The sequence below is a fragment of the Massilia sp. W12 genome, from assembly GCF_037300705.1.
GTDB lineage: Bacteria > Pseudomonadota > Gammaproteobacteria > Burkholderiales > Burkholderiaceae_D > JACPVY01.
This window is the reverse complement of the sequence record NZ_CP147776.1, coordinates 4,081,265-4,105,153: the sequence shown is the minus strand read 5'-3', so window position 1 is coordinate 4,105,153 and position 23,889 is coordinate 4,081,265. Positions and strand designations below refer to the sequence as shown.

Here is a 23,889-nt window from a genome sequence, read left to right as displayed (position 1 = left end):
AAATTCTAGAATGCGGCGCATCATTCACCAACTTTGCCTGCCATGCTGAAAGCTCTTGGACTTTCCGGCGCTGTGCAACGCATTCTGCGTCGCCTGCTGTATTTTTGGGTGAAAACCCGCATCCTGCCCGAAGATTTGACCAACCTTGGCTTGGACCCCGCCAAACCGGTCTTGTATGTCTTGCAATGGCGCTTTCTCTCGAATGCGCTGGTGTTGTCACACGAAGTGGCGCAAGCCGGTTTGCCGCCGGCCTGGCAAAGCCTGCACGCAGGCGGCTGGAGCTGGCCGCGCGCATTTTGTTTTTTAGCCGCCAATCGCAATACGCGCAACCAGCGCGATAATTACTACCCGCCCTTGCTCGCCAGCCTGGTGACGCATGCCCTGCAGCAGCCTGACAGCGAAGTGCAAATTGTGCCGCTGACGATTTTCTGGGGACGTGCGCCGGACAGCCAAAACTCGATTTTAAAACTCCTGTTTGCCGATGGCTGGTCGCCGCGCGGCGGTTTGCGCCAGTTTTTCACCATCCTCTTACACGGCAAGCACACCTTGTTGCGCTTTGGCGCGCCGCTGTCGCTGCAAACTTTTTTGCAAGCGGAACGGGAGCGCGGCGCGACGCCGGTCTTGGCCTTGCGCAAACTCACGCGCGTCTTGCGGGTGCACTTCCGCCGCCAGCGCGAAGCGGCTATCGGGCCGGACTTATCGCACCGGCGCACGCAGATCGACGCCTTGCTGGATGCGCCGGCGGTGGTGGCGGCGATTTCCGCCGACGCTCAGGAAAACGGCAATAACGCCGCCGCCTTTGCGCGTGCGCGCGACAATGCCCGCAAATACGCCTGGGAAATCGCTTCAGACTACTCCTATCCAGTGGTCTTGATCATGGAGCGTTTAATGAGCTGGTTGTGGAACCGCATCTACAACGGCATTGAAATTCATCATATGGACAGCGTCACCGCCGCCGCGCCCGGGGCCGGGATTGTGTATGTGCCCTGTCACCGCAGTCACATCGATTATCTCTTGATGTCCTACATCCTGTACCGCAATGGCATGATGCCGCCGCATATCGCCGCCGGCGCAAATCTGAATTTGCCGCTGGTGGGGCCGATTTTGCGCAAATGCGGCGCCTTTTTCCTGCGCCGCAGCTTCAAAGGCAATAAAGTGTACAGCGCAGTGTTCAATGAATATCTGCACATGATGATTGCGCGCGGTTATTCGATTGAATATTTTGTCGAAGGCGGGCGCAGCCGCAGTGGCCGCCTGCTGGCGCCGATGGCCGGCATGTTGTCGATGACGCTGCACAGTTATTTACGCGACAGCGAGCGTCCCCTGTTGTTCATTCCGGTGTATATCGGCTATGAAAAACTGTTCGAGGGGCGCACCTATGTCGGCGAGTTGATGGGCAAGCCCAAGCAAAAAGAAAATTTGTTGGATTTATTGCTGACCCTGCGTGAACTGAAAAAAAATTTCGGTAAGGTGCACGTCAATTTCGGCGCCCCGATGGCGCTCGAAAGCGTGCTTGATCAGGCCCATCCGGCCTGGCGCGAAGACGCCAAAGTGCTGGATAAGCGCGCCCCCTGGGTGCTGCAAAGCGTGGATAAACTGTCGCGCGCAATCGCCGACGGCATCAACAGTGCGGCGGTGGCGACGGCGGTGAATCTGCTCAGTCTGGCGCTGTTGACCACGCCCAAGCAAGCGATGGATGAAAAACGCTTAGCCAATCTCTTGAATGCCTTGCGCAGCTTACTCCAGGCTCTGCCGTATTCTGAGCGCACCATGGTGACAGAGCTGGATGGCCAGGCCATGATTGCCTACTGCGAAGAATTGAAATTGCTGGCGCGCGCACCGCACCCGCTGGGCGATATTCTGTATTTCATGCCGGAAGAGGCGGTGTTGGCCAGTTATGCGCGCAACAATGTTTTGCACCTGTTCGCGCTGCCGGCTTTGCTGGCCTGTCTGTTCATGCTCAACTCCAGCTTGACCTACGCCCATTTACTGCGCCTGGTGCAAGCGCTGTATCCCTTTTTGCGCGCTGAATTATTTTTGCGCTGGGCCCCGGAAGAAGTGGAAGCGGCCTTGCAACAATATTTATCCGTATTGTTGCAACAAGCCTGGTTGCAAGAGGCCGAAGGTGTGTATTACGCGCCCGATCCGCATACCGATGCTTACGCCCAGCTGGGTTTGCTGGCGCAAGCGGTGCGTCCCAGCCTGCTGCGTTACTTCATCACCCTGGCGCTGCTGCGCAATAACGGCAGCGCCTGCATCACGCCGGCGGAACTGGAAGGCTTATGCCACTTGCAGGCGCAGCGCTTATCGATGGTGCGCGAATTCAATGCGCCGGAATTTTTCGATAAGGTGATTTTCCGCAGCCTGATCGCGACCCTGGGCGCGCAAGGCATCGCCAGCGTCAACCAGGAGGACGGCAAGCTGCATTTTGATCAGCGTCTCTTGGATTTGAGCAATGATGCGCGCCATGTGTTGCCGGCTGATGTGCGCCAGGCGATTACCCACCTGGCCGGCGCTGATGCGCAGGACGCTTTAAACGTGGTGCGCCAGCAATTGGCGCAAAAGAAAACAGCATGAATTCAGCGGCGCTGTGGGCACGGCGCCGCTGCAAACGCGCTTATTCCGCCAGCGCATCCACCACGCACAGCGCGGTCATATTCACAATCCGGCGCACTGTGGCCGAGGGCGTGAGGATGTGCACCGGAGCGGCGCAGCCGAGCAGAATCGGGCCAATCGCAATCCCGTTGCCGGACGTGATTTTCACCAGATTGTAGGCGATATTCGCCGCGTCAATATTCGGCAGCACCAGCAGATTCGCATCCTGGGTCAAGGTCGAATTCGGCATAATCGCTTTGCGCATATTGCTGTCCAGCGCGCAATCGGCATGCATTTCACCATCAATCTCCAGCCAGGGCGCTTCCTGCTGCACGATGGCTAAAGCGGCGCGCATTTTCTGCGCCGACGCGCTGTCAAACGAGCCGAAATTGGAATGCGACAGCAAGGCCGCGCGCGGGTGCAGACCAAAGCGCATCATTTCTTCCGCCGCCATGATGGTGATCGCCGCCATTTCTTCCGCTGTCGGATTTTCATTCACATGCGTATCCACCAGCACAATCTGGCGTTCCGGCAAGAGCAGCACATTCATCGCCGCATACACCTTGCAGCCTTCGCGCTTGCCCAGAATTTGATTGATGTAATGCAAATGCAACTGGGTAGTGCCGAAAGTGCCGCAGATCATGCCATCAGCATGTCCCTTGTGAATGGCCATGGCGCCGATTAAGGTATGGCGGCGGCGCGTTTCAATCTTCGCGTATTGCTGGGTAATGCCGCGCCGCTCCGTCATCTGGTGATAGGTTTGCCAATAATCGCGGAAGCGCTCATCGTTTTCCGGATTGATCACTTCGACATCCACACCGGGACGGATACGCAAGCCAAAGCGCTCGATGCGTTGCTGCAGCACCGCCGGGCGGCCAATCACAATCGGGCGCGCCAATTGTTCATCCACCACCACCTGCACCGCGCGCAAGACACGCTCATCTTCACCCTCGGCATACACAATGCGCTTGAGTTCGGGCGGCGCTTTTTTCGCGATTTCAAACAGCGGTTTCATGAAGGTGCCGCTGTGATACACAAACTGCTGCAGACTGGCGCGGTAAGCGTCGAGATCGGTGATGGGACGCGTCGCCACCCCGGAATCCTGCGCCGCCTTGGCCACTGCCGGCGCGATCTTGATCAAGAGGCGCGGATCGAAGGGCATCGGAATCAGATATTCCGGGCCGAACTGCATATTATGCCGGCCATAAGTAGTGGCCACCACATCCGATTGCTCGGCTTGCGCCAGGTCGGCAATCGCATGCACCACCGCGATTTCCATTTCGCGCGTGATGGTGGTCGCGCCGCAATCCAGCGCACCCCGGAAAATATAGGGAAAGCACAAAACATTGTTGACCTGATTCGGATAGTCAGAACGGCCAGTCGCCACCACCGCATCGGCGCGCACCGCCATCACTTCTTCCGGCAAAATTTCCGGAGTCGGATTGGCCAGCGCCAGCACCAGCGGTTTGGCCGCCATGGTGCGCACCATATCCTGCTTGAGCACGCCGCCGGCCGACAGGCCGAGGAAGATATCCGCATCCGGAATCACTTCGGCCAGTGTGCGCAAAGGCGTATCTTGCGCAAAGCGTTCCTTGTCCGGGTCCATCAATTCAGCGCGGCCCCGATACACCACGCCGGCCAAGTCCGTCACCCAAATGTTTTCCTGCGGGAAGCCGAGATCGACCAGCAAATCCAGGCAGGCCAGTGCCGCAGCGCCGGCGCCGGACACCACCAGCTTGCATTGCTTGATGTCTTTGCCGACCACTTTCACGCCATTCAAAATCGCCGCGCCGACAATGATCGCGGTGCCATGCTGATCGTCATGGAACACCGGAATCTTCATCTTGCCGCGCAATTTGCGCTCGATGTAAAAGCATTCCGGCGCTTTAATATCTTCCAGATTGATGCCGCCGAAAGTGGGTTCGAGCGCGGCGATGATATCGCACAGCTTGTCCGGGTCTTGCTCGTTGATCTCGATGTCAAACACATCAATCCCGGCGAATTTCTTGAACAGCACGCCCTTGCCTTCCATCACCGGCTTGGAGGCCAGCGCGCCGATATTGCCCAGGCCCAGCACCGCTGTACCGTTGGAAATCACCGCCACCAGATTGCCGCGCGCGGTGTATTTATAGGAATTGGCCGGATCGGCCACAATTTCCTCACACGGCGCCGCCACCCCGGGCGAGTAGGCCAGGGACAAGTCGCGTTGATTGGTGAGTTGTTTGGTGGGGGTGACGCGGATTTTGCCCGGATGCGGCAGCTCGTGGTATTCGAGCGCAGCCTGGCGCAATTTTTGTTTGACCTCTTCGCGTTGATCTTGCGCTGCATCCATGCCTGCGTCCTCCTCATTCCAGCGTCATTGCAAAAAAAGGCATTCTAACAGAGCAGGGCGCTGCGTTAGGCGGATACCCGTGATATCCACAGGGGGGCGGGGTTAGCGAAAGGAGCTGATGTCCCGCCTGTTGGAGCACAGCTAATGTTTTGCGACGCCTTGCCATCCTTCAACAGATGTTTGATGACTGATTTTTCAGGCGGGTTATTTATGGTATAAATGTTTGCGCTTACCGGCTGCATTCCGCTATGCCGCTCATTTCCATCACATGTTCAGGACTTTGTTATGCACCTTGTTCGTGCCTTGATATTGCTCTGCTTGACCGCACTTGCATCTCTGCCGGCATGGGCGCAGGAAGCCAAGCCAAGAGTCGCCAAGCGCGTCGCTTTGTTGATTGGTAATGCTGACTACAAGTACGAGTCAAAATTGAAAAATCCGCGCAATGACGCCAACTTGTTGGCCAATGTGCTCAAGCGTGAACTGGCATTTGATACGGTAGAAGTGAAACACGATCTGGATGCGAGCGAAATGCGCGCCGCCGTGGTGCGTTTTGCGAATCAAGCCAAGGGGGCTGATGTTGTGCTGTTTTATTTTTCTGGGCATGGTATCCGCGCAGCACGGCGTAATATTTTGCTCTCCACTAAAGCCAATACCGGCAATGCCCCGTTGGAAGAATGGGAATTGCACGGCATGCCTGCCGATGAAATCAGCGACAAGCTTAAGGATGCCGGGGCCAGAATCACCTTGCTGGTGTTGGATGCTTGCCGCGAGGGGCCGGGACAAGGTAAAAGCGCCTACAAGGGTTTATTAACCACAGGGGGGGGCCAAAGTTTGCTGATTGCATATGCCGCCAGTGATGGGCAGCTTGCGCAAGATGGCATCGGCGCAAACAGTCCATATGCTGCTGCGCTGGCGAAGGCGCTGCGGCGTAATGATTTGTCGCTGCTGGCGCAACTGGATCAAGTGGCGCGTGAAGTGAAGGCGGAAATGGCGCTATTAAAGCACAAACAACATCCTACCCGTGACGGTAATTTGCCGATTGATGAATTTCTGCGTCCAGAGGAAAAACCGGCGCCGCCCAAAACGCCGGATCAGGAAGAGGCGGCATGGCAGGTGTGCATAAACGGCAAGACAGAACAACCGTGTGTGGAGTATGAGCAGGATTTTCCGAAAGGGCCGAGGATTAAGCAGGTTAAGGTGCGGATTGCGGATTTTCAAAGGGCAGCACAGACACGGGTGGTGGATAACGGGGTAAAAGCCCTGCCCGCTATGACGCCGATGCCAGCCCCTAAACCCCTGCAAGCCGGGCAGGTGATCAAGGATTGCGATATATGCCCGGAACTGGTGGTAATCCAGGGTGGGGAATTTATAATGGGGGAATATACTAAGAGTGGCGAAAAAAGCGAAGAACCGTCGCACAGTGTCAAGCTTGGCAGTTTTTTATTGGGCCGCTTTGAAGTGACGCAAGGGCAGTGGCGGGCGCTGATGGGCAATAACCCGAGCGGCTTTAACAACTGTGGCGATGATTGCCCTGTGGAAAACGTCAGTTGGAACGATACGCAAGCGTATTTGAAAAAATTAAAAGAAAAAACGGGGCAGGCTTATCGCTTGCCGAGTGAAGCGGAATGGGAATATGCGGCGCGGGCGGGCAGCAGTACAGCATGGCATTTTGGCTATTCTTCAAGTCAGCTTGAGCGCTATGCATGGTATGGCGACAATGCTGGCGTCAAAACCCATGTTGTGGGGGGGAAGCAGGCAAACGAATGGGGTTTGCATGACATGCACGGCAATGTGTGGGAATGGGTGGAAGATTGCTGGCATGCTAATTATTGGGGCGCGCCAGCTGATGGTGAGGCTTGGTTGCGAAACTGCCTGGGAGAAACACGCGTGTTGCGAGGTGGTTCCTGGGATCTCTCAGCCATCTACTCCCGCGCTGCCAAGCGTGATCACTATACTCCAAGCAAACGCCTCATTAATCTCGGTTTTCGCGTTGCCCGGACGCCGCGTTAGCGGCTTACCCCTTGTTTTTTACATCTTTACCCCATAGCGCCCGGCAAGCGCTGGCGAAAGCCAGTGAACGGTAGCATGGCGCTTTTTGGTGCATTACTCTTTTTGTTTTGCCTTGTTTTCCACTGGTCATGCGCATACCATATGCGCATGACCAGTGGAGGAAATATGGATCTGAGCTATGACATTAACGCACCCAAAAAATCTGCCAATCTGAGTATCAACAGCAGTTTGCTGGCCCAGGCGCGGGAACTGAATATTAATTTGTCGGCCACATTGGAGCAGGCCTTGGCCGACTTGGTGCGCCAGCGGAAACGCGAATTGTGGCTGGCGGAGAATCGGGAAGCGATTGCGGCCTATGCCGGTTTTGTTGAGGAAAATGGCGTGTTCAGTGACGGATTGCGGGGCTTTTAATGGCGCAATTTATGGTGTACGCCAATCGGCATCCCGCATCGTGCAGACAATTTCCTTACTTTGTGGATATCCAATCCAATTTGTTGCGCGACTTGCCGACAACGGTGCTTATTCCTCTATGCGACCCGGCCAGTGTTGCGGGAAAAGCGATTGCCAGACTATGTCCCCTGCTGGAAATTAAGTCCCAAAGCTGGCTGGTGATGACGCCGCAACTGGCCGGGATCGAGCGCAAACAGTTGGGGGAAGAGGTGCAGGACGTGTCTGCGTATCGGGATGTGCTGTTGGCCGCAGTCGATTTCATCACATCTGGGATTTAAGCCTGGAGCCTGCCAGTTTGCTTATTCTGGAGCAAGGCCAACATCCTCACTTGCCTTCCTCAACCCGCATCCAGGTTTGCGCAAAGGCAAACTTCCCTTCCTGCTTTTGCAAGCTCTGCACAAAAAGCGTGATGCGTTCGTCGTCCAGCCCTAATGTCGTATTTCCCAAACCACAGAGTTTTGACAATGCTGGCGGGGCATCGTCAAAAGCAAAATGAAATTGCGAATTTAAGCCCGTCGGCGGGCTGACTTTAAAATGAATGCCCGCACTAAACGGAATGCGTATCAAACTGCCGTTCTCCCCCACGCCGGTCGGCGGACAGTAGTCCGGGTACCCCACCGTCAACTTGCCATCCGCATCCACATCCAACAACACAATCACGGCCTTGCTGCGCGGCCGCATCGTGTACCAAATCTGCTGCCCTATGCGCAGCACGCCGCTGTTGCCGACAGGCTGCAGTTCCACCGGCAAGGATTCGCGCCGGTAGCGCCGCGCCACGGCGCTCAGGTGGTGGATAAACGCATGTTGCCGCAACACCGTGCGTATGCGCTCGGGCGTGGCCGCTTGTTCGCTGTCGAACGTGACCAGACGTTGGCGCAAGCCGCTCTCCAGCACCCAATCGGCGCCGTTTTCGATCAGGCGCAAATCGGCGCTTTTATCGTCGCCATGGCGCAGTTGCAAATGCGCAATACCTTGCAAGGCGCGCTGCAGGGCGGGCAGTTTGGCTAATTTGCGCTCCAGCGCCAGGCTAAGCGGGGCCGGGTCAACCTTGGCCGGTTTGCCCGCCACACCCCGCGCGCGCAACAGCGGCGCATGGCCCACCGCAAACGAATCTTCGGCGCTGTTTGGCAAGCGCTGCGCCACATGGTCATAAGGGCGGAGGGACATGAATTCGACTGCGGCGCGCTGCGCTTCTTCCAGGCTCAAGATGCCGTCGCCATTAAAATCCGCCGCCACCTGGCCATGCAAAATCCGCAGCAGCGCATCCGTCAGCGCGCCATGCGCTTTGCCGTCGATGGTGGGCAGCACGCCTTGCGGAATATCCACCGCCGCCTGTCCCGCGCTGGAAGCGGCCAGCAAGGTTAATTGGCGATACGGCCAGGGGGAAATACTGGCTTGTCCAGCGCTGTTGGCTTCTGTCTGGCGCTTCTTGGCTGCCTGGCCTTGGAGTTCGCCCAGCCTGCGCGGGCGCAAATCGTGATTGATGCTCAGATAGCGTTCGATCAGGAGATTTTGCGCGTCTCCAGGCGCGCGCACCACTTCGCCGGTATTGCAGGCATCGGTAATCACCCACACTTTGTGGCCGCGCGCTTCCATTTGCAATAGCAGCGGGCGCAAATCGCTGCGCCCGACGATGATCTTGCCGACGTCGCGCGAGGCCAGCGGGTAATCCCATGGCGCCAGCAGCCCGGTATCAAGTGGAACCGGAATGCGATTCTCAAGATCGTGCGCACTGCTGCCGTGCCCGGAAAAATAAATCAAGAGATCGTCGCCCGGCGCGCTGTGCTTTTGCAAATCCTGCAAACCCTGCAAAATCGCCGCGCGCGTAGCTTGCGCATTCACCAGGGTCTTCACCTGCGCCGCAGGAAAGCCCCAGCGCTTAATCAGCACTTCCTGCATCGCCGCCACATCGTTGACGGGGCCATGCAGGGGGCGGATGTTTTTATCCTGATATTCGTTGATGCCGATTAATAATGCCCATTGGCCACGCAGCGGTTTTGCGGCAGTTTCTGCCGCGGCGGGCCAGGGTAAGCAAAGTGCGCTGAAGCAAAGTGCGCAGAAACAAAGCCAGTGCGCAAGCGGTTGGGGAATGCGGCGCATTTGAGAGTGCTCCTTGGAAAATGGTGAGGGCGCAAGCATGGCATTAATCCGGGTACGCTGCGTTCAGGCGCAAGGGTATGTCGCCGTCACCAACCAGATTCAGGGTTTGCTGCTCACCCGCCGGGCTGGCGTCTGCGCCATCGCCATTCAAGCGCGCTTGCGCGCAGCGCAGTAATTGCTTGCCGTTTTGCGCCGGATTTTGTTTGAGGCAATGCGCCCAGGCCCGCGTGGCGCGGCTGCCCTGGGGCGTGGCATACGCCACTTCATTATCCGATGCGGCGGCCAGATAAATCAGGCGCGGACGGAATTCCTGTTGCCGCGCCTGTGCGCGGGCGGGGGCGGGCAGGGGGCTGTGTTTGGCCAGTGTTTCTTGCAGGTTCAAGAAAATCGCTCGCCAACCCTTGTTGATCGCCTCGCCGCAAGTGTAGCTGGCGTCGTTCGCGTTGCTGCTTGGCCGTGGCAGGGTTTTGGCCTGGGAGCTGGATTGTGCGCCCAGCGGTTTGGTGGCGGCGCCGCCGGAAAAACAGGAGTCATTCATCACCACCACTTGCGCAGCGCGGCGGCTTAAAGTTTTCAGCAGCGTTTCCAGCTCTGCATCCAGGTAAAAACTTTTCGCGTCATTCGCCACCAGCGCTTCGCTGCATTTGTTTTCACCCTTGGCCGGGCGCGGCTTGGCGTATTGGCTGCCGTGGCCGGAATAGTAAATGAAGACGCTATCGCCAGTGCGCACCCGCGCCAGCATGCCGTTTAATTCCTCCCGCATCCTGGGCAGACTGGCGTTGGAGGCGGTCTGCAGCCGCTCCGGGGTCACCCCCAGCAAGCGCGCCATGTCTATCGCCTGCGCCCGGTCAAAATTGATGCCATCTAAAGGGAACGGGCTGCCCGCGTAGTCGTTGGTGATCACCAGCGCATGAGCGTTTGCCAGCGGCGCCGCCTGAGCGCTGAGCGGGAGGCAGGCGAGGGCGGCGCACAGCAGGCAGCGGCGCAAGGCTTTTCCAAAACTGTGAGTGAATAAGCGCATACAAAGCTCGCGGAGATTGTGGTGCAACAATTGTAGAGGAGAGATAGGCAATCGCTTGTTGCCGTGTGGCCACATATGGTACAAATAAGCGTTGACTGTGAATGGCCTGATCACTCTTTCAAACATGTCGCCATGCCTGATTACCGTACCTTGACCTTGTTCACGCGCGCCTTGCTGGTTTTTGCCGCTTTGGCGGCAGCGCTGCTGCCCGGCCTTGCTTTGGCGCAGGAAGTGCGGGTGGCCAAGCGCATGGCTTTGTTGATAGGCAATGAAAAATACACCAGCGAACGCACCCTGAATACCCCGCGCCGCGATGTGGCCAAGTTGGCGAAAGTGTTTAAAGACGATTTGCGCTTTGATGAAGTGGTTGCGAAAACCGATTTGACGTATCTGCAAATGAAAAACCTGGTGTGGGAATTTGCCCACAAGGCGCAAGCGGCGGATACGGTGGTGTTTTATTTTTCCGGGCATGGCATCAATGCCGATGGCAAAAGCTTTTTGCTCGGCACCGATGCCCACACCGGAGACAGCGACCCCTGGGCTTGGGAAACGCAAGGTTTGCAGACACATGAAGTGCGCAACAAACTCAATGACAAAGGGCGCCGCATCACCTTGTTGATTTTAGACGCCTGCCGCGACGGCCCCGGCGAAGGCAAGAGCGGCACGAAAGGCATCGTATCAACCGGCGGCGGCGAAGGTTTGTTGATTGCGTATGCAACGGCGTATGGCAAAACAGCGAAAGATAGCAGCACCTATGCCGATGCGCTGGCCGCTGCATTGCGCGAGAAAAAACCGCTGACGACCCAATTGGATTTTGTAGCTGAAACTGTGCGCAAGCAAACAGATGGAAAGCAGCGACCAATGAAGGAAGGTGATCTGGATGGGAAAAGATTTTTGCTGTCTGAATATGCGCCAAGCATTGATCCCGATATTGATGATGCAGCATTTAAACGGTGCGCCACCGCCGTGTCGGTTGATGCTTGCCAAGCGTATGTGCAAGGGTATGCGAATGGAAAATGGTTGGAGCAGGCGCGCAATTTGCAAGCAGTAGCCAAAGCCAGGCAGGCAGCAGTAAGTGCAGCAAACATAGCGCCAGTCCCCAGCCTGACCCCGGCGTCGCAGCCAGTTGTTGAATTGAAGACGGGCGAGGCTTGGAAAGAATGCGATGTTTGCCCTGAAATGGTGGCCATCCCGGCGGGGCGCTTTGTGATGGGGGATGATAAAAGTGGTTGGGATAGTGAAAAGCCAGCGCATGCAGTGGAGGTAAAGGCGTTTATGCTGGGCAAATATGAAGTCACGGTGGCGCAATATCTGGCTTGTGTGGCCGCTCGTGCTTGCCCCGAACTGGAATGGCGCGAAAAGGGCAGCAAATACCACTACCAGCATGGATCAGATGGACACTATCGGATTTTGGGTGCGGCCCTGACGGATGAACAGCACCCCATCGTCGGCATCAGTTGGCAAGATGCCAAAAAATATGTGGCTTGGTTGAACGCCAAAACACGCGGCGACTATCGCTTGCCGAGCGAAGCGGAATGGGAATATGTAGCGAGGGCGGGCAGCCGCACAACATGGCATTTTGGTGATGATGAGGCGCAGCTTGGGCGCTATGCCTGGTATAGCGACAATGCTGGCGGCAAAACCCATGCCGTGGGTGGCAAGCAGGCTAACCCATGGGGGCTGCACGACATGCACGGCAATGTGGGGGAGTGGGTGGAGGATTGCTGGCATGCCAACTACCAGGGGGCGCCGGCGGATGGCAGTGCATGGTTGCAAAGTTGCTTTGAAGGAACGCGCGTGCTGCGTGGTGGTTCTTTGAGCGGTGCAGACATCTTCTCCCGCGCAGCCAATCGCGGCCCCAGCACGCCAGACTACCGCTACTTCAATCTCGGCTTGCGTGTGGCCCGGACGCCGCGTTAGCGGCTTAGCTCTTGCTTCTTTACCTCTTTACTCCCTCCAATAGCGCCAAACTGCCCAAAAAGCTCACCATCCCGCAGGTTTATGAATAATCTGCCCCTGAGCTGTTTGTACCTGTTGTGGAAATTGAGATGCCGCCAGTACCCCAGTGCGGATTTGTTTGATAAAGTCAATATGCGGCAGCAACGCACGGCTCGGGTGTTTTTGAGGGTTGAGTATCCCCACTTTTTTACCCAATTCCGTGCGCACTAAGCGGATCGGCAGTAGCAAATCAGAGTCATTGGAAACCACCACGGCAACATCAAATTGATTCAGATGGGCATCATGCAGCAAGTGGCTCGCCAGATTCACATCCGAACCTTTTTCTTCTGTCTTGATAATTTCCACAGTGGCAGGGCCATGTGAAGGTGGTTGCGCCAGCCGGGCGCGCACCGTGTGGGACAGGTAGTGGCCGTATACAATCTCCAACTCCGGCAGCGTTGCCAGCGCCCGCAAATACGTTTGCTGGCGCACAGGTTGTTGCGGATCATGAGGGCGGGCGCTGATTTTCGCGGTGAAATACTTGATGGTGGTGATTTCGTTATGCGGCAAATAAGCTTGGCACATTGCGCGCAGATTGAGCCAGCGATATGGCGTATCCTTGAGTGCGCCGAAGTAAAGATTAAAGGCGTCAATATACACACTGGTTCTGCATTGCATGACGTTACTCATGGTGTAGTCCGTAAAAATGCAGAAGCCCCCTTGCGGGGGCTTCGCGCTCAAACACCAAAGTGCTTGAGGAGGTTGGTATGCAGGAAATCTTTCGACTTCCGCGCCCATGCGCCGAAACGCTTGGGGGTATATGGCGCACAATATCTGATACCGCCCTTTCCGTCAAGCCCGATCCGCAGAACGCAAACGCCGCTAACCTGACGCGCCACATGCAGCAGGCAAGCATTGGCGTAAGCCAACAAAAGCGTCACAAGCTTCATGCATCGCCACACAAGCAGTCCGAAGTGCTCCACCAGCTCCATGCTAAAATCCCCTTTTTTGCAGGCAGGCGCATCATGGGCAAGTACCTCCATTTGTGGACTGACTTTGGTTTTCAAAAAGTCTTCGGTGAAGAGTCAAATAAAGACCTGCTCATCAGTTTCCTGAACACCCTGCTGCCCGCCAAGCACCAAATCGCCAGCCTTGAATTCAGTCGCAACGAGTGGCAAGGTGTGTCCATGCTGGACCGCAAAGCCATTTTCGACTTGCATTGCAAAACCCCGGATGGCGCATACTTTTTGGTGGAATTGCAAAAAGCCAAGCAAAACTTCTTCAAAGACCGCAGCCTTTACTATGCCAGCTTTCCGATTCAAGAGCAGGGGCAAAAAGGCGATTGGGATTACCGACTGCAGGCGGTGTATACCATCGGCATTCTCGACTTTATTTTTGATGAAGCCGACAAGCGCGACGTGATCCACACTGTGCAGTTGAAAAATCAGCACAATCAAGTGTTTTACGACAAGCTGACCTTCATTTACCTGACCTTGCCCAATTTCAGCAAAACCCTGGAAGAACTGCAGACCTTGCAAGACAAATGGCTGTTCGTGTTCCGCCATCTGGACGAATTGGACAGCATGCCAGATGTGCTGAAAGAAGCCATCTTCACCAAGCTGTTTCAAATCGCCGAACTGAACGCGTTTGCGCCCCAGGATCGCGCCGCGTATCAAGCCAGCCTCAAGTATTACCGCGATTTGAAAAACGTCACCGATACCGCGTTTGACGAGGGGCGTGAAGAAGGTCGGGCTGAGTGGCTTGAACAAGGCTTAGAGCAAGGCTGGCAAAAACAAAGTGCAGCGGTATTGCACATGCTTTTACGCCAATGCCTTGGCGCCATTCCCGAAGATATCTTGGCCACGATAGATCAGCCCGGGCTGGCGCCATTGGAGATTTGGTTGCAGAGGGGGTTGCATGCGCAACGTTTGGATGATGTGTTTGCTTAGCGTGGCGACTTGATGCGATAAAACTGCTCGCCCGGCTTTCCAGTATTGATAAGCAAACAGGCGCCAAGGTCATTGCGATCAAGATGCGTGCCGCCACCTTCTGCCGGCAGTTGCATATGCGGCAATTTCTAATGGACATCTTGCCCTCAATTTTGCGGCAGCAGGCGGCGCACATCACGCATGCTCACCACATATTTGGTGAGCAACGCTGCTAACTGATCCTGCTCCAGTAGAGTCACGCCATTCAAGGCGGCGTTTTCTTTTGTGTGCAAGTTGAAGAACTGATTCGTCAGGCACACTTTGGTGAAACTCACCTCAGGATGGCGGCGTTGATAAAATGCGGCGCCGGCGACGACTTCTTTGACGGCATCCCAGCCCAGTCTCGCGCCTTCGATCGCGCTGCTTTTGACTTGCAGCAATTGCCCGCTTGCATTGCGACCTGGTAATGCCACCACATCCACTCCGTTATCGCCCATTCCAGGCGTCAGATAGCATGCATAACCCAATTGACTCCAGAGCGCACAGACCAGAGCTTCCAGATGGCGCCAGTCCATTTGCAAGGCATGATCCAAGCTGATCCGTTCATCATCCTCATTCTGCGACTCGCTTGCGCCGGGCAAGGCAGCTTCGGTTTCAATGAAATCATCAAAATGCAGATCGCCGCTGCCGTTTAACATGTCTTGCGCCAATTCGCGCTTAGTTTCCAACAACTGATCGAGTTTGGCGTCAAAAGTTGTGAAATCAATGGCGCGCACGATGGGGTAATACACATATACGGGGCGGGTTTGCCCGATGCGGTAAGCGCGGTCGGTGGCTTGATCCTCCTTGGCGGGGTTCCAGCAGCGTGTGTAGTGAATCACATGGTTTGCCGCTTGAATATTCACACCAAAGCCTACCGCCAGCGGCGACAGCAAGAGTACATGAAAGCCCTGCTTGTTTTGAAACTGGTCGATGCGTTGCTGACGGCTGGCGCCGTGCGTCGCCGCTGCGCTGCTATCGCCATTGATGATGTCGGGACGGAACTGGAATTCGGCTTCGATATAGTGTTGCAGCAAGCGCTGTATCTCACGAAACTCGCAAAACACCAAGGCCTTTTCTTCCTGTCTTTTGATCTGCGCCAGTTGGCGCAACAGCCATGCAAGTTTTGGCGCGTCTTGCCGGTATTGCGCAAGCGAAGCCGGTTTGCCTGCGTTTAAACCAAAGGGGCGCGGGTCGGTGCACAGGGCGCGCAGATATTGCAGCAAGCCGAGGTGATTTTTAAACGGCGCGGCTGCTTGCAGCGCATCCCGGTTTTTGAAGTCGTCCAGCGCCTTGACGTATAGATTGTGTTGTGCTTCTGATAATGCAAGCTTGCGGCAATCTTCGACAATGATTTTGGCCGGCAAATCAGTGGCGACTTCCGTTTTGAGGCGGCGTAAAATCTGCGGTGCAATCTTGGCGCGCAACTCTTCCACCCGCGCTTTTTCCTCTTCCGTTTTGGCTTCAATCGGCTTGCGATAGCGCTGCCCGAAGTCATTCAATGCGCCCAGCAAGCCCGGCTGCACATAGTCAAACAGGCACCAGATGTCGGCCAGGGTGTTTTCCACCGGGGTGCCGGTGCAGGCAATTTTGAAATCCACGTTTTGCTTTTTCGCGGCGCGGGTTTGCATGGCGGCAGGGTTTTTAATTTTTTGCGCCTCATCACAGACCATCAAAGACCATTTTTGCGCCGCAAATGAAAACTCCAGATCGCGCAAGGTTTCGTAGGTTGTCAACACCAGCTTGGCTTGACCGATCCAGCCCGGCCGCAGAAATTTTACGAGTCCATCTTCGGATTGCAAGCGCTGATCAATCTGGGCGCGCGGCACGCGCAATTGCGCTAAATTCTTGCCATAGGCCGTCAGGATGGGCAGGGCGCCCGGGATGAAAAATTTGTCGGCTTCTTGCCGCCAGTTTTCCAATAATGAAACCGGCGCCACCACCAGAATCGGGGCGAGGTCTGGTTCTTGCTCCAACAGCCAGGCGATCAGCGCAAGCAGTTGAAAGGTCTTGCCCAAGCCCATATCGTCGGCCAAAACGGCGCCTCTTACTTGATATTCGTTTTGCAAGCGATACAAATGTTGCAGCCAGGCCAGACCGGCTTGTTGATGCGGCAGCAAGGCATATTCCGGGCGTATGCTCTTGGGCAAGTTGGCTTGCGGCGGCAACGCTTGCAGCGCCTCGCGCCGCATTTCCTCATAATCCAAGCTTTGAATATTGGCGCGCAACACCAGTTGCTTGCGTGGCTTGGCGGCGGTGTTGTCGGCGGGCGTTGGCTCGGGATCAAAGGCTTGACCTTGCTCAATATCTTGAAAAACCCGCTCGAAAGTCGTCACAATCCTTTCAGCTTCGGCAAGTGGAAGCGGACTTGGCAGCCACGAAACAGCAAGCGTCGCAGCAGTTGGCTGGGCATGCATAGCCTGCTTGAGCGCCGCAATCGCCTCTTTCGAGCAGGGTACGGCGATTGGTTCTTCTCCTTCTTTAGGGGAGAACACCACCATCGGCATGATGTTTTCAGGAAACCAACCCTCATCCTCTTTTTTCTTGGCGATATAGGGTGAGTAATAGTCTTTTTCGTGGCCAATGCCGGCAACCCGGCTTGAATAAGCGGACAAATCGTGCACATGCGCATAAGCTACCAGGGGCTGGCCCTGCTGTCTTTGCGTCAGCGCCGCTTGCCATTCCTGCCAATAGCGCTGCGCATTGCCATCAAGCATCAAGTCATAGCCTTGCCAGGCCAGTAATTGATGGCCGCGCTCCAGCGCATGCTTTAATTTGGCGCCAAACGCTTCCGCCTGCTGCTCATCCAGCCATGTGGTGGTGGAAGTGCAAGGGCCGCTGGCGACTGCGGTTTCGATCAACAGGCCGAGTTTGTGCGGGAAGCCTGCTGCATCGCGTTCATACACCGGGCAAAAGCGTTCGTAGTTCAGGCCGGCGGCTTCACGCGCTTGCTCAAATTGGCTTTCATCCAGCACATCGTGCGCATCTTCACCTAAAGCGGCGAAGGGATTGAGCATGAAAGCTTGCGCGCGACTGCCGGCTACGCGCCGCCCCGGCAGACGTTTAATTTCCTGCAAAACCGTTTTGAGTTTGGGCGAAATCAACACTTGCACAATGCCGTCTGGCGTTGGCAAGTCATAGCGATCGGGTACTTGTTGTGCGCGATCAAACGCGGCTAACCAATCAGCCGGGGCCTGCTCAAACTGCGGCTCGATTTCAATCACGCGGTCAGTTTGTACAGCATCGGAGCGGCGCAAAGCGATTTGTAATTTCTCTGGAGTAAGCACAACGGTGCTATGCAGAAAATTATCCAGGATGGCGTGAGCAGCTTGCGCCAGCTTGCGAATTTTCCCCCAGGCTAAGCGTTGCGCCAGCTCATTGCGTTCACTCTCGGGGCGCTGCGCGAATGCCACAATGCTCTTGCACAAAACCCATTGCGCCGGGCTGAGCAAGCTTTGCTGAGCGCCATCATCCAATAGCGCTCCCTGCAAGTGTGCATCCAGGCGTCGCCCGGATGCTGCAAACCAGGCTTGCAGGGTAATCGAAAAATCAGCATCGCTTAAGGTGTTTTGGCAGCCAAGCTCCGGGCGTGCCTGGTTGATGGGTGGCAAGGCGAGCAGGTCGCAAAATGCGGCATAGCCGGCATCGCTGCGCACAAGATAGAAATGATCCCAACTCAGAAATACGCCATCACCGCTTTCCTGCGCCAAGCCGTCATCAAGCAGTTGGGTCAAAAAAGCTTGCAGCAGTGGGCTGTCTATGCCTGCACTTGAGGCATTAGGCGCATCATTATGGATATGGATGCCATCTGGAGAGAAACTGCGCCGCCACTGTGGTGCGGTATGGGATGGTGTGCGACGGAATAATTTCAGAATCATGCTTGTCTCCACCAGCCTTTGCCGGAACGATATTGAAAGCCCCAGCTTTTGAGCACATGAGAAATACTGGCTTGGCTGTCATCAGCCACCACCCAAAGATTGCCGCCTGAGGCTGTCATATCGCGTATTTCTAAGTGATGCTGTTGGACAAACTGGATAAGCGCAGCGCGGCTGTAGAGGGGCGCAGCTTGTCGGCGCAGGCCGCCTGCGCTTAGCTGGGTTGTGGATAAGGCGCGGCTTGGTGTGAGGTCAAACTCTTGACGCAGCCTGGCTTCAAATCGTGTTTCCCATTTGTCATGGGACAGACGGCCATCGGTATGACTTTCTTTGATAATGCATTTTCCTTTGTCCTTGAGAGAATTCTCTGCATTCACAGGCAAGCTCAGGATTTGCTTGGTGTTGAAGGGAAGTTCGCGCCCCGCATCGTAGGCGTAAAACGCATTGCCTGTGGCGCTGAATTCGACCGCCACCAGCCGCCCCATATGCATGATGAAGGCATTGTTTGTGGAGTGATCCAGGTGGGCGACAATGCCATGCATTTTTTTGCGAAGCAGCACCATATCGGCATCTTTTGCGTTGCGCGCGCTTGAACCGAGTGCGAATTCGATATGGTCGATGGCATTCACATAGCGCTTCCAGAAATTCATACGCCGCGCATCGCTCAATCCATCTTCCGCCAGCTTGGTGAAAAATGTTTCAATGAATTCAAGCTTTAGCCAACTCGCCACCATTTCACGCGCCGCCGCTTGTACTCCGCCCCAGCGTGTTTTATTCGATGGCAGCCAGGGATTGCCCCACCATGCAATTGCACAGTCGCGTAAATCCTGGTGCAGGGGAGATTGTTCAATTTCAGCATAGCGATCTAAAAGCGCGATCATGCCACGGTCGCGTAAGACTTCATTTTTGCGTAATAAATCGAGCAAACGGGGCAGCAATGGCAGGAATTGCGCATTGCTTAAGCGGGTCGCGCCTTCTACTTGCGCTAATACCAATTCACGCAAAAACCATGAGGCTTGATTGATGTGCAATTGTTGGCAGAGCGCTTCGATGATGCTGGTGTCGCCGCGCAGCAGCGTTTCCACGTAGGGCGCACATGGCGTGTCGCTGAATACATGGCGATGCTGTTGTGCGTATTCAACCCATGCGGGATTGTGTGTTGCGCACTGAATCCTGGGATTATTCCGCTGCAAATAGTCGCGCAAGAGGCGCCAGTTGCGCAGTGCGGCCGAATCAGCCGCCTGGCTTGGGCCATCGTAGGTGAAATAGCCTTTGCTTAAGCCCAGATAGCAGCGCCGGTATTGCCGAGGCTCGGCGCGCCACTGATCAACGCCATCCAGCAAGCCTTGCAAGCGGCTGCGATCTTCCATGATACAGGCGCTGTTTGGCCATGGTCTTTGCTCCAGGCTCCATGATAAGAGATAAGCATCGCGGAAAGACTTCACTTCCGCGCTTTCCCAAAAACGGCGCACAGCATCCAGCCGCATATCTGCGCCGGGTGGTTTGATTACCCTGTTGCGCAGGCGGTTTTCCATCTCCTGCAAAAGCTGATCCATGGCGCGGCAAGGGGGAAGCTGCCATTTCTCTTGTTGCGCGGGCGGGCGCAGCAGGTTGGCCAGACGTGCAAGCGGCTTCATTGCAGTGCACAAACGCCAAAATTGCCTGCTTGCGCAGGAGCTGGCGGGCGCTGCTCCGCCAGACCTAAAAATTCAATCCGCATTTCCACCCGCCGGCTTTGCTCGTCGGTTTCTTTTGCCGCGTTGAAAGAATAGCCCCCGACTAAAAACAGGCTGCGCACATCTTCCTTTTGCGATTCGTTCAGCAAGTGCTCGCCACGATCGGCGAACATCGTGCACAGCACGCGCTGGCTGCGTTGCAGGCTCAGATGCAAATTGCTCAGATAGGAGCCGGTTTTGTCGGTGTAGCCTTCAACCACAATCCGTTTGAGCACGCGCTTGCCGAGATCATCGTTGGCTAATTGCAGGATTTCAGGTACAAATTTGCGCAATACGGCTTCCTGCTCTGGCGTGAGATTGTATTTGCCAAGTGCAAAACGGGCGCGATCGCCAAAGTCGATCACGCTGCGCGCACGATCCAGCTTGACGCCAGGGTGGCCTTGTGTCGCCTGTTCAAAGCGATTCAAAATCAATTCGATATCGCGCCGATGCTGTTGCTCTTTCTTTTCGCGTTCACTCACATGTTTTGTCACGGCAAGAAGCGCGACGCCCATCACGACCAGAAACAAGACCATCAAGGCTGTCATCAAGTCGGCAAATGAAATCCAAAATGGTTTTTCCGCCTCATCTTGTGCGCCGCGTTTGAAAATGATTTTGGCGCCTATCATGTGCGGCTCCGTTGCACCGGGTTCGGACTCATGGTGGACAACACTGTTTCCAGCTCGCTGACCGAAGACGAAAGCATACCGACTGCGCTTGTCAGCTTGTTGTGAAATTCGCTGTTCGCCTTGTCCAATGTGCGCCTGACTTCGGTGGCGAATGCCTCGTGTGATTCCGCCAGCACATTGCTGACCCCATCAAGATATTCATCCGCCTGCATTTGTGCATCGGCCAAGCGTGCCGCCGACGTTTCTATGCGCCTGAGTACATCGTCTGTCAGCGCAGCTTCTTTGCGTGCGCCTTCCACCGTGGCGCGCAGTTGCTGCATCAATTCCAGCATCATTTCACGTTGCTGGCGGTAATCTTTCAGCACATCTTGTATGCTTGTGGCGCCAACGCTCAAGCCGCCAGCTGCTTCGCTCAGCTTATCTGCCACCGTTACGCTTTGGTTCATGACGCCGGAAACCCGATCGCCAGCATGGGCGAAATTGCGCGCGGCATTGTTCAGCACTTCAGCGCTGGTTTGCATTTTGTCGATTGAGCTGGTGCTTGCTTGACTTAAGCTGCCCACGCTCTTGGCCATTAATTCAGAAGCGGCGCCGATTTTGTTGACAACCTCAGTGACAGATTCGCTGATCTTGCTGACAGCAATGTCGCTGCGCGCATTTAAGACCTTTTCGCGCGCTTCGTTATGGGCAAAAGCTTGCTCTTGCTTGGTGTTGAGCGCTTGCAGCATATCGCCCATCTGTGCGCCGATAGTCGTCAGTGTGTCTTGTAATTTTTCTTGGGTCTTGGACTGTGACTGCGCCACCAATTGCCGGATTTGATCAATAAATGCGGCTGACTGCGTTTGCATGGCAGCTTGTCGTGCTTCCATGTTTTCCAATGCTTCTGCCATGCGTTGCGCCATCGCATCACCAGAGCGCAGAGTCGTTTCTTCGATTTTCGCCACCAGCGTTTGTAAAGTGCTGACCGCATCTTGCACGCTCCTGGCAGTTTGCTGATTCAGTTCGCTCAAGCCTGCGATTTGGCCGCCAAATAAATCTTGTAAGCGTTGGCTGAAACTGGCCATTACATCTTGTAGCATGCGGCTGGTATTTGCGCTGTGATCGCCACTGGCGATTTTGACGGTGTTGGCAATGGCTTCCAGTGGTTCCTTCAGGCTGTTTTGAATGCTGTTTGCAATGGACTCGCCCAGCGCTTGATTATTTTGCCGGGCTGCCGCCAGTTGTTCGTGTGACGAGCGTAAAATGCTGTCAATCACACTCGACTGTTGTTCTTTGTGCGCCGCAATTTGTGCTTGCGTTACTTCAGTCAACAGATCGCGCAAATCTTTTACCAGAGCATCTTTCAAGATCTTGGCTTGCGTTGCTGATTCCGCAGAGGATTTGACTAATTGCGATAAATATTCTTCGCCAACGCCGCTTTCAAAACATTTGTCGATGGCGTGCGCAATTTCCTCTGTTTTTTTGTACAGTGCTGCCAGCAGCCATTTCTCGAGAACAGTCGCCAACATTGCCAGGAAGATGGCCATGGCAGAAACCACAAAGGCTTCACCGACTGATTTCATCAATGTTTCCAAACTTTCGCGTACAGTAGCGGCATTTTCACTGACTTTAAATGCAGCCAGGCCTTGGATTAAGCCCCCAAAAGTGCCAATAATGCCAATGCCGGTAAAGAGACCGGGCAGATGCTTAAAAAACTCTGTGTGCAGCCGGCTGTCCACCACGTATTGTTTATTGAAAAACATTTCTGCAGGCAAGGTGGCGCGTACTTGCGCCACTTTACTCATGCCGTTCTCATCTTTATATTGCAGGTGTAAAGATTCTTTGTATTCCGACCATAGATGAAGCAACGATGGATCAGTATTAAATAAAGACGAGAATGCTTTTAAATTTGGTGGTTCTTCATTGATGGCGCTGATATTCTTAATAATTTTGCACAGGCGGAGATAGTGGAGAATGCCTGGCACAAGGAAAAAGGCGCAGAAGAGGAATAGGAACAGCAATAATATCCAAGTGATGTAGGGGTGGGCTGACATCAGCCGTTCAATTAAGTTAAGCAATACAGTCACTATTATTCCTTTATCGTACGGTGCTACTGTCGCGCAGGTTGGATGTGCGCCTTAACATTTTGAGAGCGAGAATGAGTATATAGTAACATCGCCAGTAGTAGCGGGGAAGCTGCGCATTATGCGTATCAGCGCAGCGGTGAACATGCCCACCCTGGCGCACGATGTTGGAATGTTGCCGCCAAAACAGTAGCAGTGTTACGCTTTGCTTTTCATAATGGAAGGCGTTAGCGCCCGTGCATATGCGATCAGATAATTCAGAAGACGATGGGCAATTGGCAACCTTCCGCCAGGCAAGGGTGAAGCGGGATCTGGAATGGCGGCAGAATGATGTGAACAGTTGGCCGGAAACGCGCGAGATTTTAATCGGCAAAGGGGCGCTGGCGACCGGGCTTTTTACGCTTAACAGTGTGGCTAAGTGCAGTTTGCGGTTGGGCCAAATCAGTGCGGTGACAGATGGCGATCCGCATGCCGCTGAACATCACTTTGCCTATCCTGCCTTGTTGTCTGCGCCTTCGTTCAGTGAAATTGCAAACTTGTTGCAGCAAGGCGTGTCCACACAGGCGCCATGGAATGGTCAATTGCTCACTATGAGCGGCGAGCTGGAGCGCTTGCTGTGCTTTATTCTGGCTGGGCAGTTTGAACGGCTGACGGCGGATTACGCCGCTTGCATGCACACTGAATTGTTTCAAGCGACTGACCAGGATTGCCAATTGCCATTCCTGGTGTGGCAGTTGTATTACTGCGCCTGCGGGCAATACAGCAAGGCTTGCTTGTCTGGGTATGAGACGAAGCGGCTTCAATTCAAAAAGACAGAATTTGCATTTGGCTATGAACATCTGCTTGCTGCATTGGTGGCGGGAGATGGCGCGCTGTTTTCTCAACAGTTGCAGAGCCGCGCTGATGCTTTTGCGCGTCGGCAACGCTCCCGCAAAGACGATGCCTTATGGGGCTATGGTGGTGCAGGCCGGGATTGTTTCGATGTTTTAGGGACGGCGATTTGCCGGCTCGCCTGGCGGCGTGGCATGCAGTTCACGCCTGTGCCGGAGCGCTTCTACCCGCCCTTATTCTGGCAGGGGGAGTGAGTTGCGCGCTGTTGGCAGGCTTCGGGGCAGGGCGGGTGCGTGATAATGGTAGGTGTAGGCTATTGATTTGTTTTAATCAATCAATTTTATTTATTTTCGCATTCTGGCT

At 55.2% G+C, this 23,889-nt stretch carries 15 protein-coding genes; 7 read left to right on the top strand and 8 right to left on the bottom strand.

Features of this window, described 5'->3' with window-relative positions; translation table 11 throughout:
* The first annotated feature begins 42 nt into the window (after window positions 1-42).
* Window positions 43-2,577, top strand: a complete 2,535-nt coding sequence (gene plsB, locus V8J88_RS16430; RefSeq protein WP_338845286.1) for a glycerol-3-phosphate 1-O-acyltransferase PlsB — start codon at window positions 43-45, stop codon at window positions 2,575-2,577.
* Between the two features lie 40 nt (window positions 2,578-2,617).
* Here the strand turns inward: plsB and V8J88_RS16425 are convergent, their stop codons facing one another.
* Window positions 2,618-4,927: an NADP-dependent malic enzyme gene (locus tag V8J88_RS16425; RefSeq protein WP_338845285.1), complete on the bottom strand. Its 2,310-nt coding sequence runs from the start codon at window positions 4,925-4,927 to the stop codon at window positions 2,618-2,620.
* A 219-nt stretch (window positions 4,928-5,146) separates the two neighbouring features.
* Here V8J88_RS16425 and V8J88_RS16420 point away from each other — a divergent pair, with 219 nt between their 5' ends.
* The 3 genes from V8J88_RS16420 (at window position 5,147) to V8J88_RS16410 (ending at window position 7,665) form a co-directional block, all read left to right on the top strand.
* Window positions 5,147-6,937 carry an SUMF1/EgtB/PvdO family nonheme iron enzyme gene (locus V8J88_RS16420; protein WP_338845284.1) on the top strand — a complete coding sequence of 597 codons (1,791 nt, stop codon included), beginning with the start codon at window positions 5,147-5,149 and terminating at the stop codon, window positions 6,935-6,937.
* A 75-nt stretch (window positions 6,938-7,012) separates the two neighbouring features.
* A complete protein-coding gene (locus V8J88_RS16415; RefSeq protein ID WP_338845283.1) occupies window positions 7,013-7,348 on the top strand; it encodes a type II toxin-antitoxin system CcdA family antitoxin in 336 nt (111 codons plus the stop codon).
* Window positions 7,348-7,665, top strand: coding sequence for a CcdB family protein (locus V8J88_RS16410; RefSeq protein ID WP_338845282.1), 318 nt, complete (start codon window positions 7,348-7,350; stop codon window positions 7,663-7,665). Before V8J88_RS16415 ends, V8J88_RS16410 begins: the two co-directional genes overlap by 1 nt.
* Window positions 7,666-7,711: 46 nt before the next feature.
* Here the strand turns inward: V8J88_RS16410 and V8J88_RS16405 are convergent, their stop codons facing one another.
* Together V8J88_RS16405 and V8J88_RS16400 are read right to left on the bottom strand one after the other, a co-directional pair.
* Window positions 7,712-9,487: a caspase family protein gene (locus V8J88_RS16405; protein WP_338845281.1), complete on the bottom strand. Its 1,776-nt coding sequence runs from the start codon at window positions 9,485-9,487 to the stop codon at window positions 7,712-7,714.
* Between the two features lie 43 nt (window positions 9,488-9,530).
* Complete coding sequence (locus tag V8J88_RS16400) at window positions 9,531-10,508, bottom strand: caspase family protein (protein WP_338845280.1); 978 nt, start codon at window positions 10,506-10,508, stop codon at window positions 9,531-9,533.
* A gap of 132 nt (window positions 10,509-10,640) precedes the next feature.
* On the opposite strand from V8J88_RS16400, the gene V8J88_RS16395 reads away from it, so the two are divergent.
* A complete protein-coding gene (locus V8J88_RS16395; protein ID WP_338845279.1) occupies window positions 10,641-12,428 on the top strand; it encodes an SUMF1/EgtB/PvdO family nonheme iron enzyme in 1,788 nt (595 codons plus the stop codon).
* Window positions 12,429-12,491: 63 nt separating this feature from the next.
* Here the strand turns inward: V8J88_RS16395 and V8J88_RS16390 are convergent, their stop codons facing one another.
* Window positions 12,492-13,136, bottom strand: coding sequence for an NYN domain-containing protein (locus V8J88_RS16390; RefSeq protein ID WP_338845278.1), 645 nt, complete (start codon window positions 13,134-13,136; stop codon window positions 12,492-12,494).
* 77 nt (window positions 13,137-13,213) lie between these two features.
* Between V8J88_RS16390 and V8J88_RS16385 the strand changes: the two genes are divergently transcribed.
* Entirely contained in the window at window positions 13,214-14,395 is a 1,182-nt protein-coding gene (locus V8J88_RS16385; RefSeq protein ID WP_338845277.1) for an Rpn family recombination-promoting nuclease/putative transposase, read from the top strand.
* Between the two features lie 146 nt (window positions 14,396-14,541).
* Here the strand turns inward: V8J88_RS16385 and V8J88_RS16380 are convergent, their stop codons facing one another.
* Genes V8J88_RS16380 through zorA form a run of 4 tightly spaced genes read right to left on the bottom strand, consistent with a single transcriptional unit; the run spans window position 14,542 to window position 22,698 of the window.
* On the bottom strand, window positions 14,542-18,291 hold the full coding sequence (locus tag V8J88_RS16380; RefSeq protein ID WP_338845276.1) for an SNF2-related protein: 3,750 nt from the start codon (window positions 18,289-18,291) through the stop codon (window positions 14,542-14,544).
* Complete coding sequence (locus tag V8J88_RS16375; protein ID WP_338845275.1) at window positions 18,288-19,925, bottom strand: EH signature domain-containing protein; 1,638 nt, start codon at window positions 19,923-19,925, stop codon at window positions 18,288-18,290. The genes V8J88_RS16380 and V8J88_RS16375 overlap by 4 nt, the downstream gene beginning before the upstream one ends.
* Window positions 19,922-20,632, bottom strand: coding sequence for an OmpA family protein (locus V8J88_RS16370; RefSeq protein ID WP_338845274.1), 711 nt, complete (start codon window positions 20,630-20,632; stop codon window positions 19,922-19,924). Before V8J88_RS16370 ends, V8J88_RS16375 begins: the two co-directional genes overlap by 4 nt.
* Window positions 20,629-22,698 (bottom strand): anti-phage ZorAB system protein ZorA, encoded by a 2,070-nt coding sequence (zorA, locus tag V8J88_RS16365; RefSeq protein ID WP_338845273.1) that lies wholly within the window; start codon window positions 22,696-22,698, stop codon window positions 20,629-20,631. Before zorA ends, V8J88_RS16370 begins: the two co-directional genes overlap by 4 nt.
* A 608-nt stretch (window positions 22,699-23,306) precedes the next feature.
* Here zorA and V8J88_RS16360 point away from each other — a divergent pair.
* Complete coding sequence (locus V8J88_RS16360; RefSeq protein ID WP_338845272.1) at window positions 23,307-23,780, top strand: hypothetical protein; 474 nt, start codon at window positions 23,307-23,309, stop codon at window positions 23,778-23,780.
* Window positions 23,781-23,889: the final 109 nt, after the last annotated feature.

Bases quoted from the DNA above. Each gene is read 5' to 3' on its own strand.
- plsB (WP_338845286.1), top strand. From the start codon at position 43: ATGCTGAAAGCTCTTGGACTTTCCGGCGCTGTGCAACGCATTCTGCGT.
- V8J88_RS16425 (WP_338845285.1), bottom strand. From the start codon at position 4,927: ATGGATGCAGCGCAAGATCAACGCGAAGAGGTCAAACAAAAATTGCGC.
- V8J88_RS16420 (WP_338845284.1), top strand. From the start codon at position 5,147: ATGTTTGCGCTTACCGGCTGCATTCCGCTATGCCGCTCATTTCCATCA.
- V8J88_RS16415 (WP_338845283.1), top strand. From the start codon at position 7,013: ATGGCGCTTTTTGGTGCATTACTCTTTTTGTTTTGCCTTGTTTTCCAC.
- V8J88_RS16410 (WP_338845282.1), top strand. From the start codon at position 7,348: ATGGCGCAATTTATGGTGTACGCCAATCGGCATCCCGCATCGTGCAGA.
- V8J88_RS16405 (WP_338845281.1), bottom strand. From the start codon at position 9,487: ATGCGCCGCATTCCCCAACCGCTTGCGCACTGGCTTTGTTTCTGCGCA.
- V8J88_RS16400 (WP_338845280.1), bottom strand. From the start codon at position 10,508: ATGCGCTTATTCACTCACAGTTTTGGAAAAGCCTTGCGCCGCTGCCTG.
- V8J88_RS16395 (WP_338845279.1), top strand. From the start codon at position 10,641: ATGCCTGATTACCGTACCTTGACCTTGTTCACGCGCGCCTTGCTGGTT.
- V8J88_RS16390 (WP_338845278.1), bottom strand. From the start codon at position 13,136: ATGAGTAACGTCATGCAATGCAGAACCAGTGTGTATATTGACGCCTTT.
- V8J88_RS16385 (WP_338845277.1), top strand. From the start codon at position 13,214: ATGCAGGAAATCTTTCGACTTCCGCGCCCATGCGCCGAAACGCTTGGG.
- V8J88_RS16380 (WP_338845276.1), bottom strand. From the start codon at position 18,291: ATGATTCTGAAATTATTCCGTCGCACACCATCCCATACCGCACCACAG.
- V8J88_RS16375 (WP_338845275.1), bottom strand. From the start codon at position 19,925: ATGAAGCCGCTTGCACGTCTGGCCAACCTGCTGCGCCCGCCCGCGCAA.
- V8J88_RS16370 (WP_338845274.1), bottom strand. From the start codon at position 20,632: ATGATAGGCGCCAAAATCATTTTCAAACGCGGCGCACAAGATGAGGCG.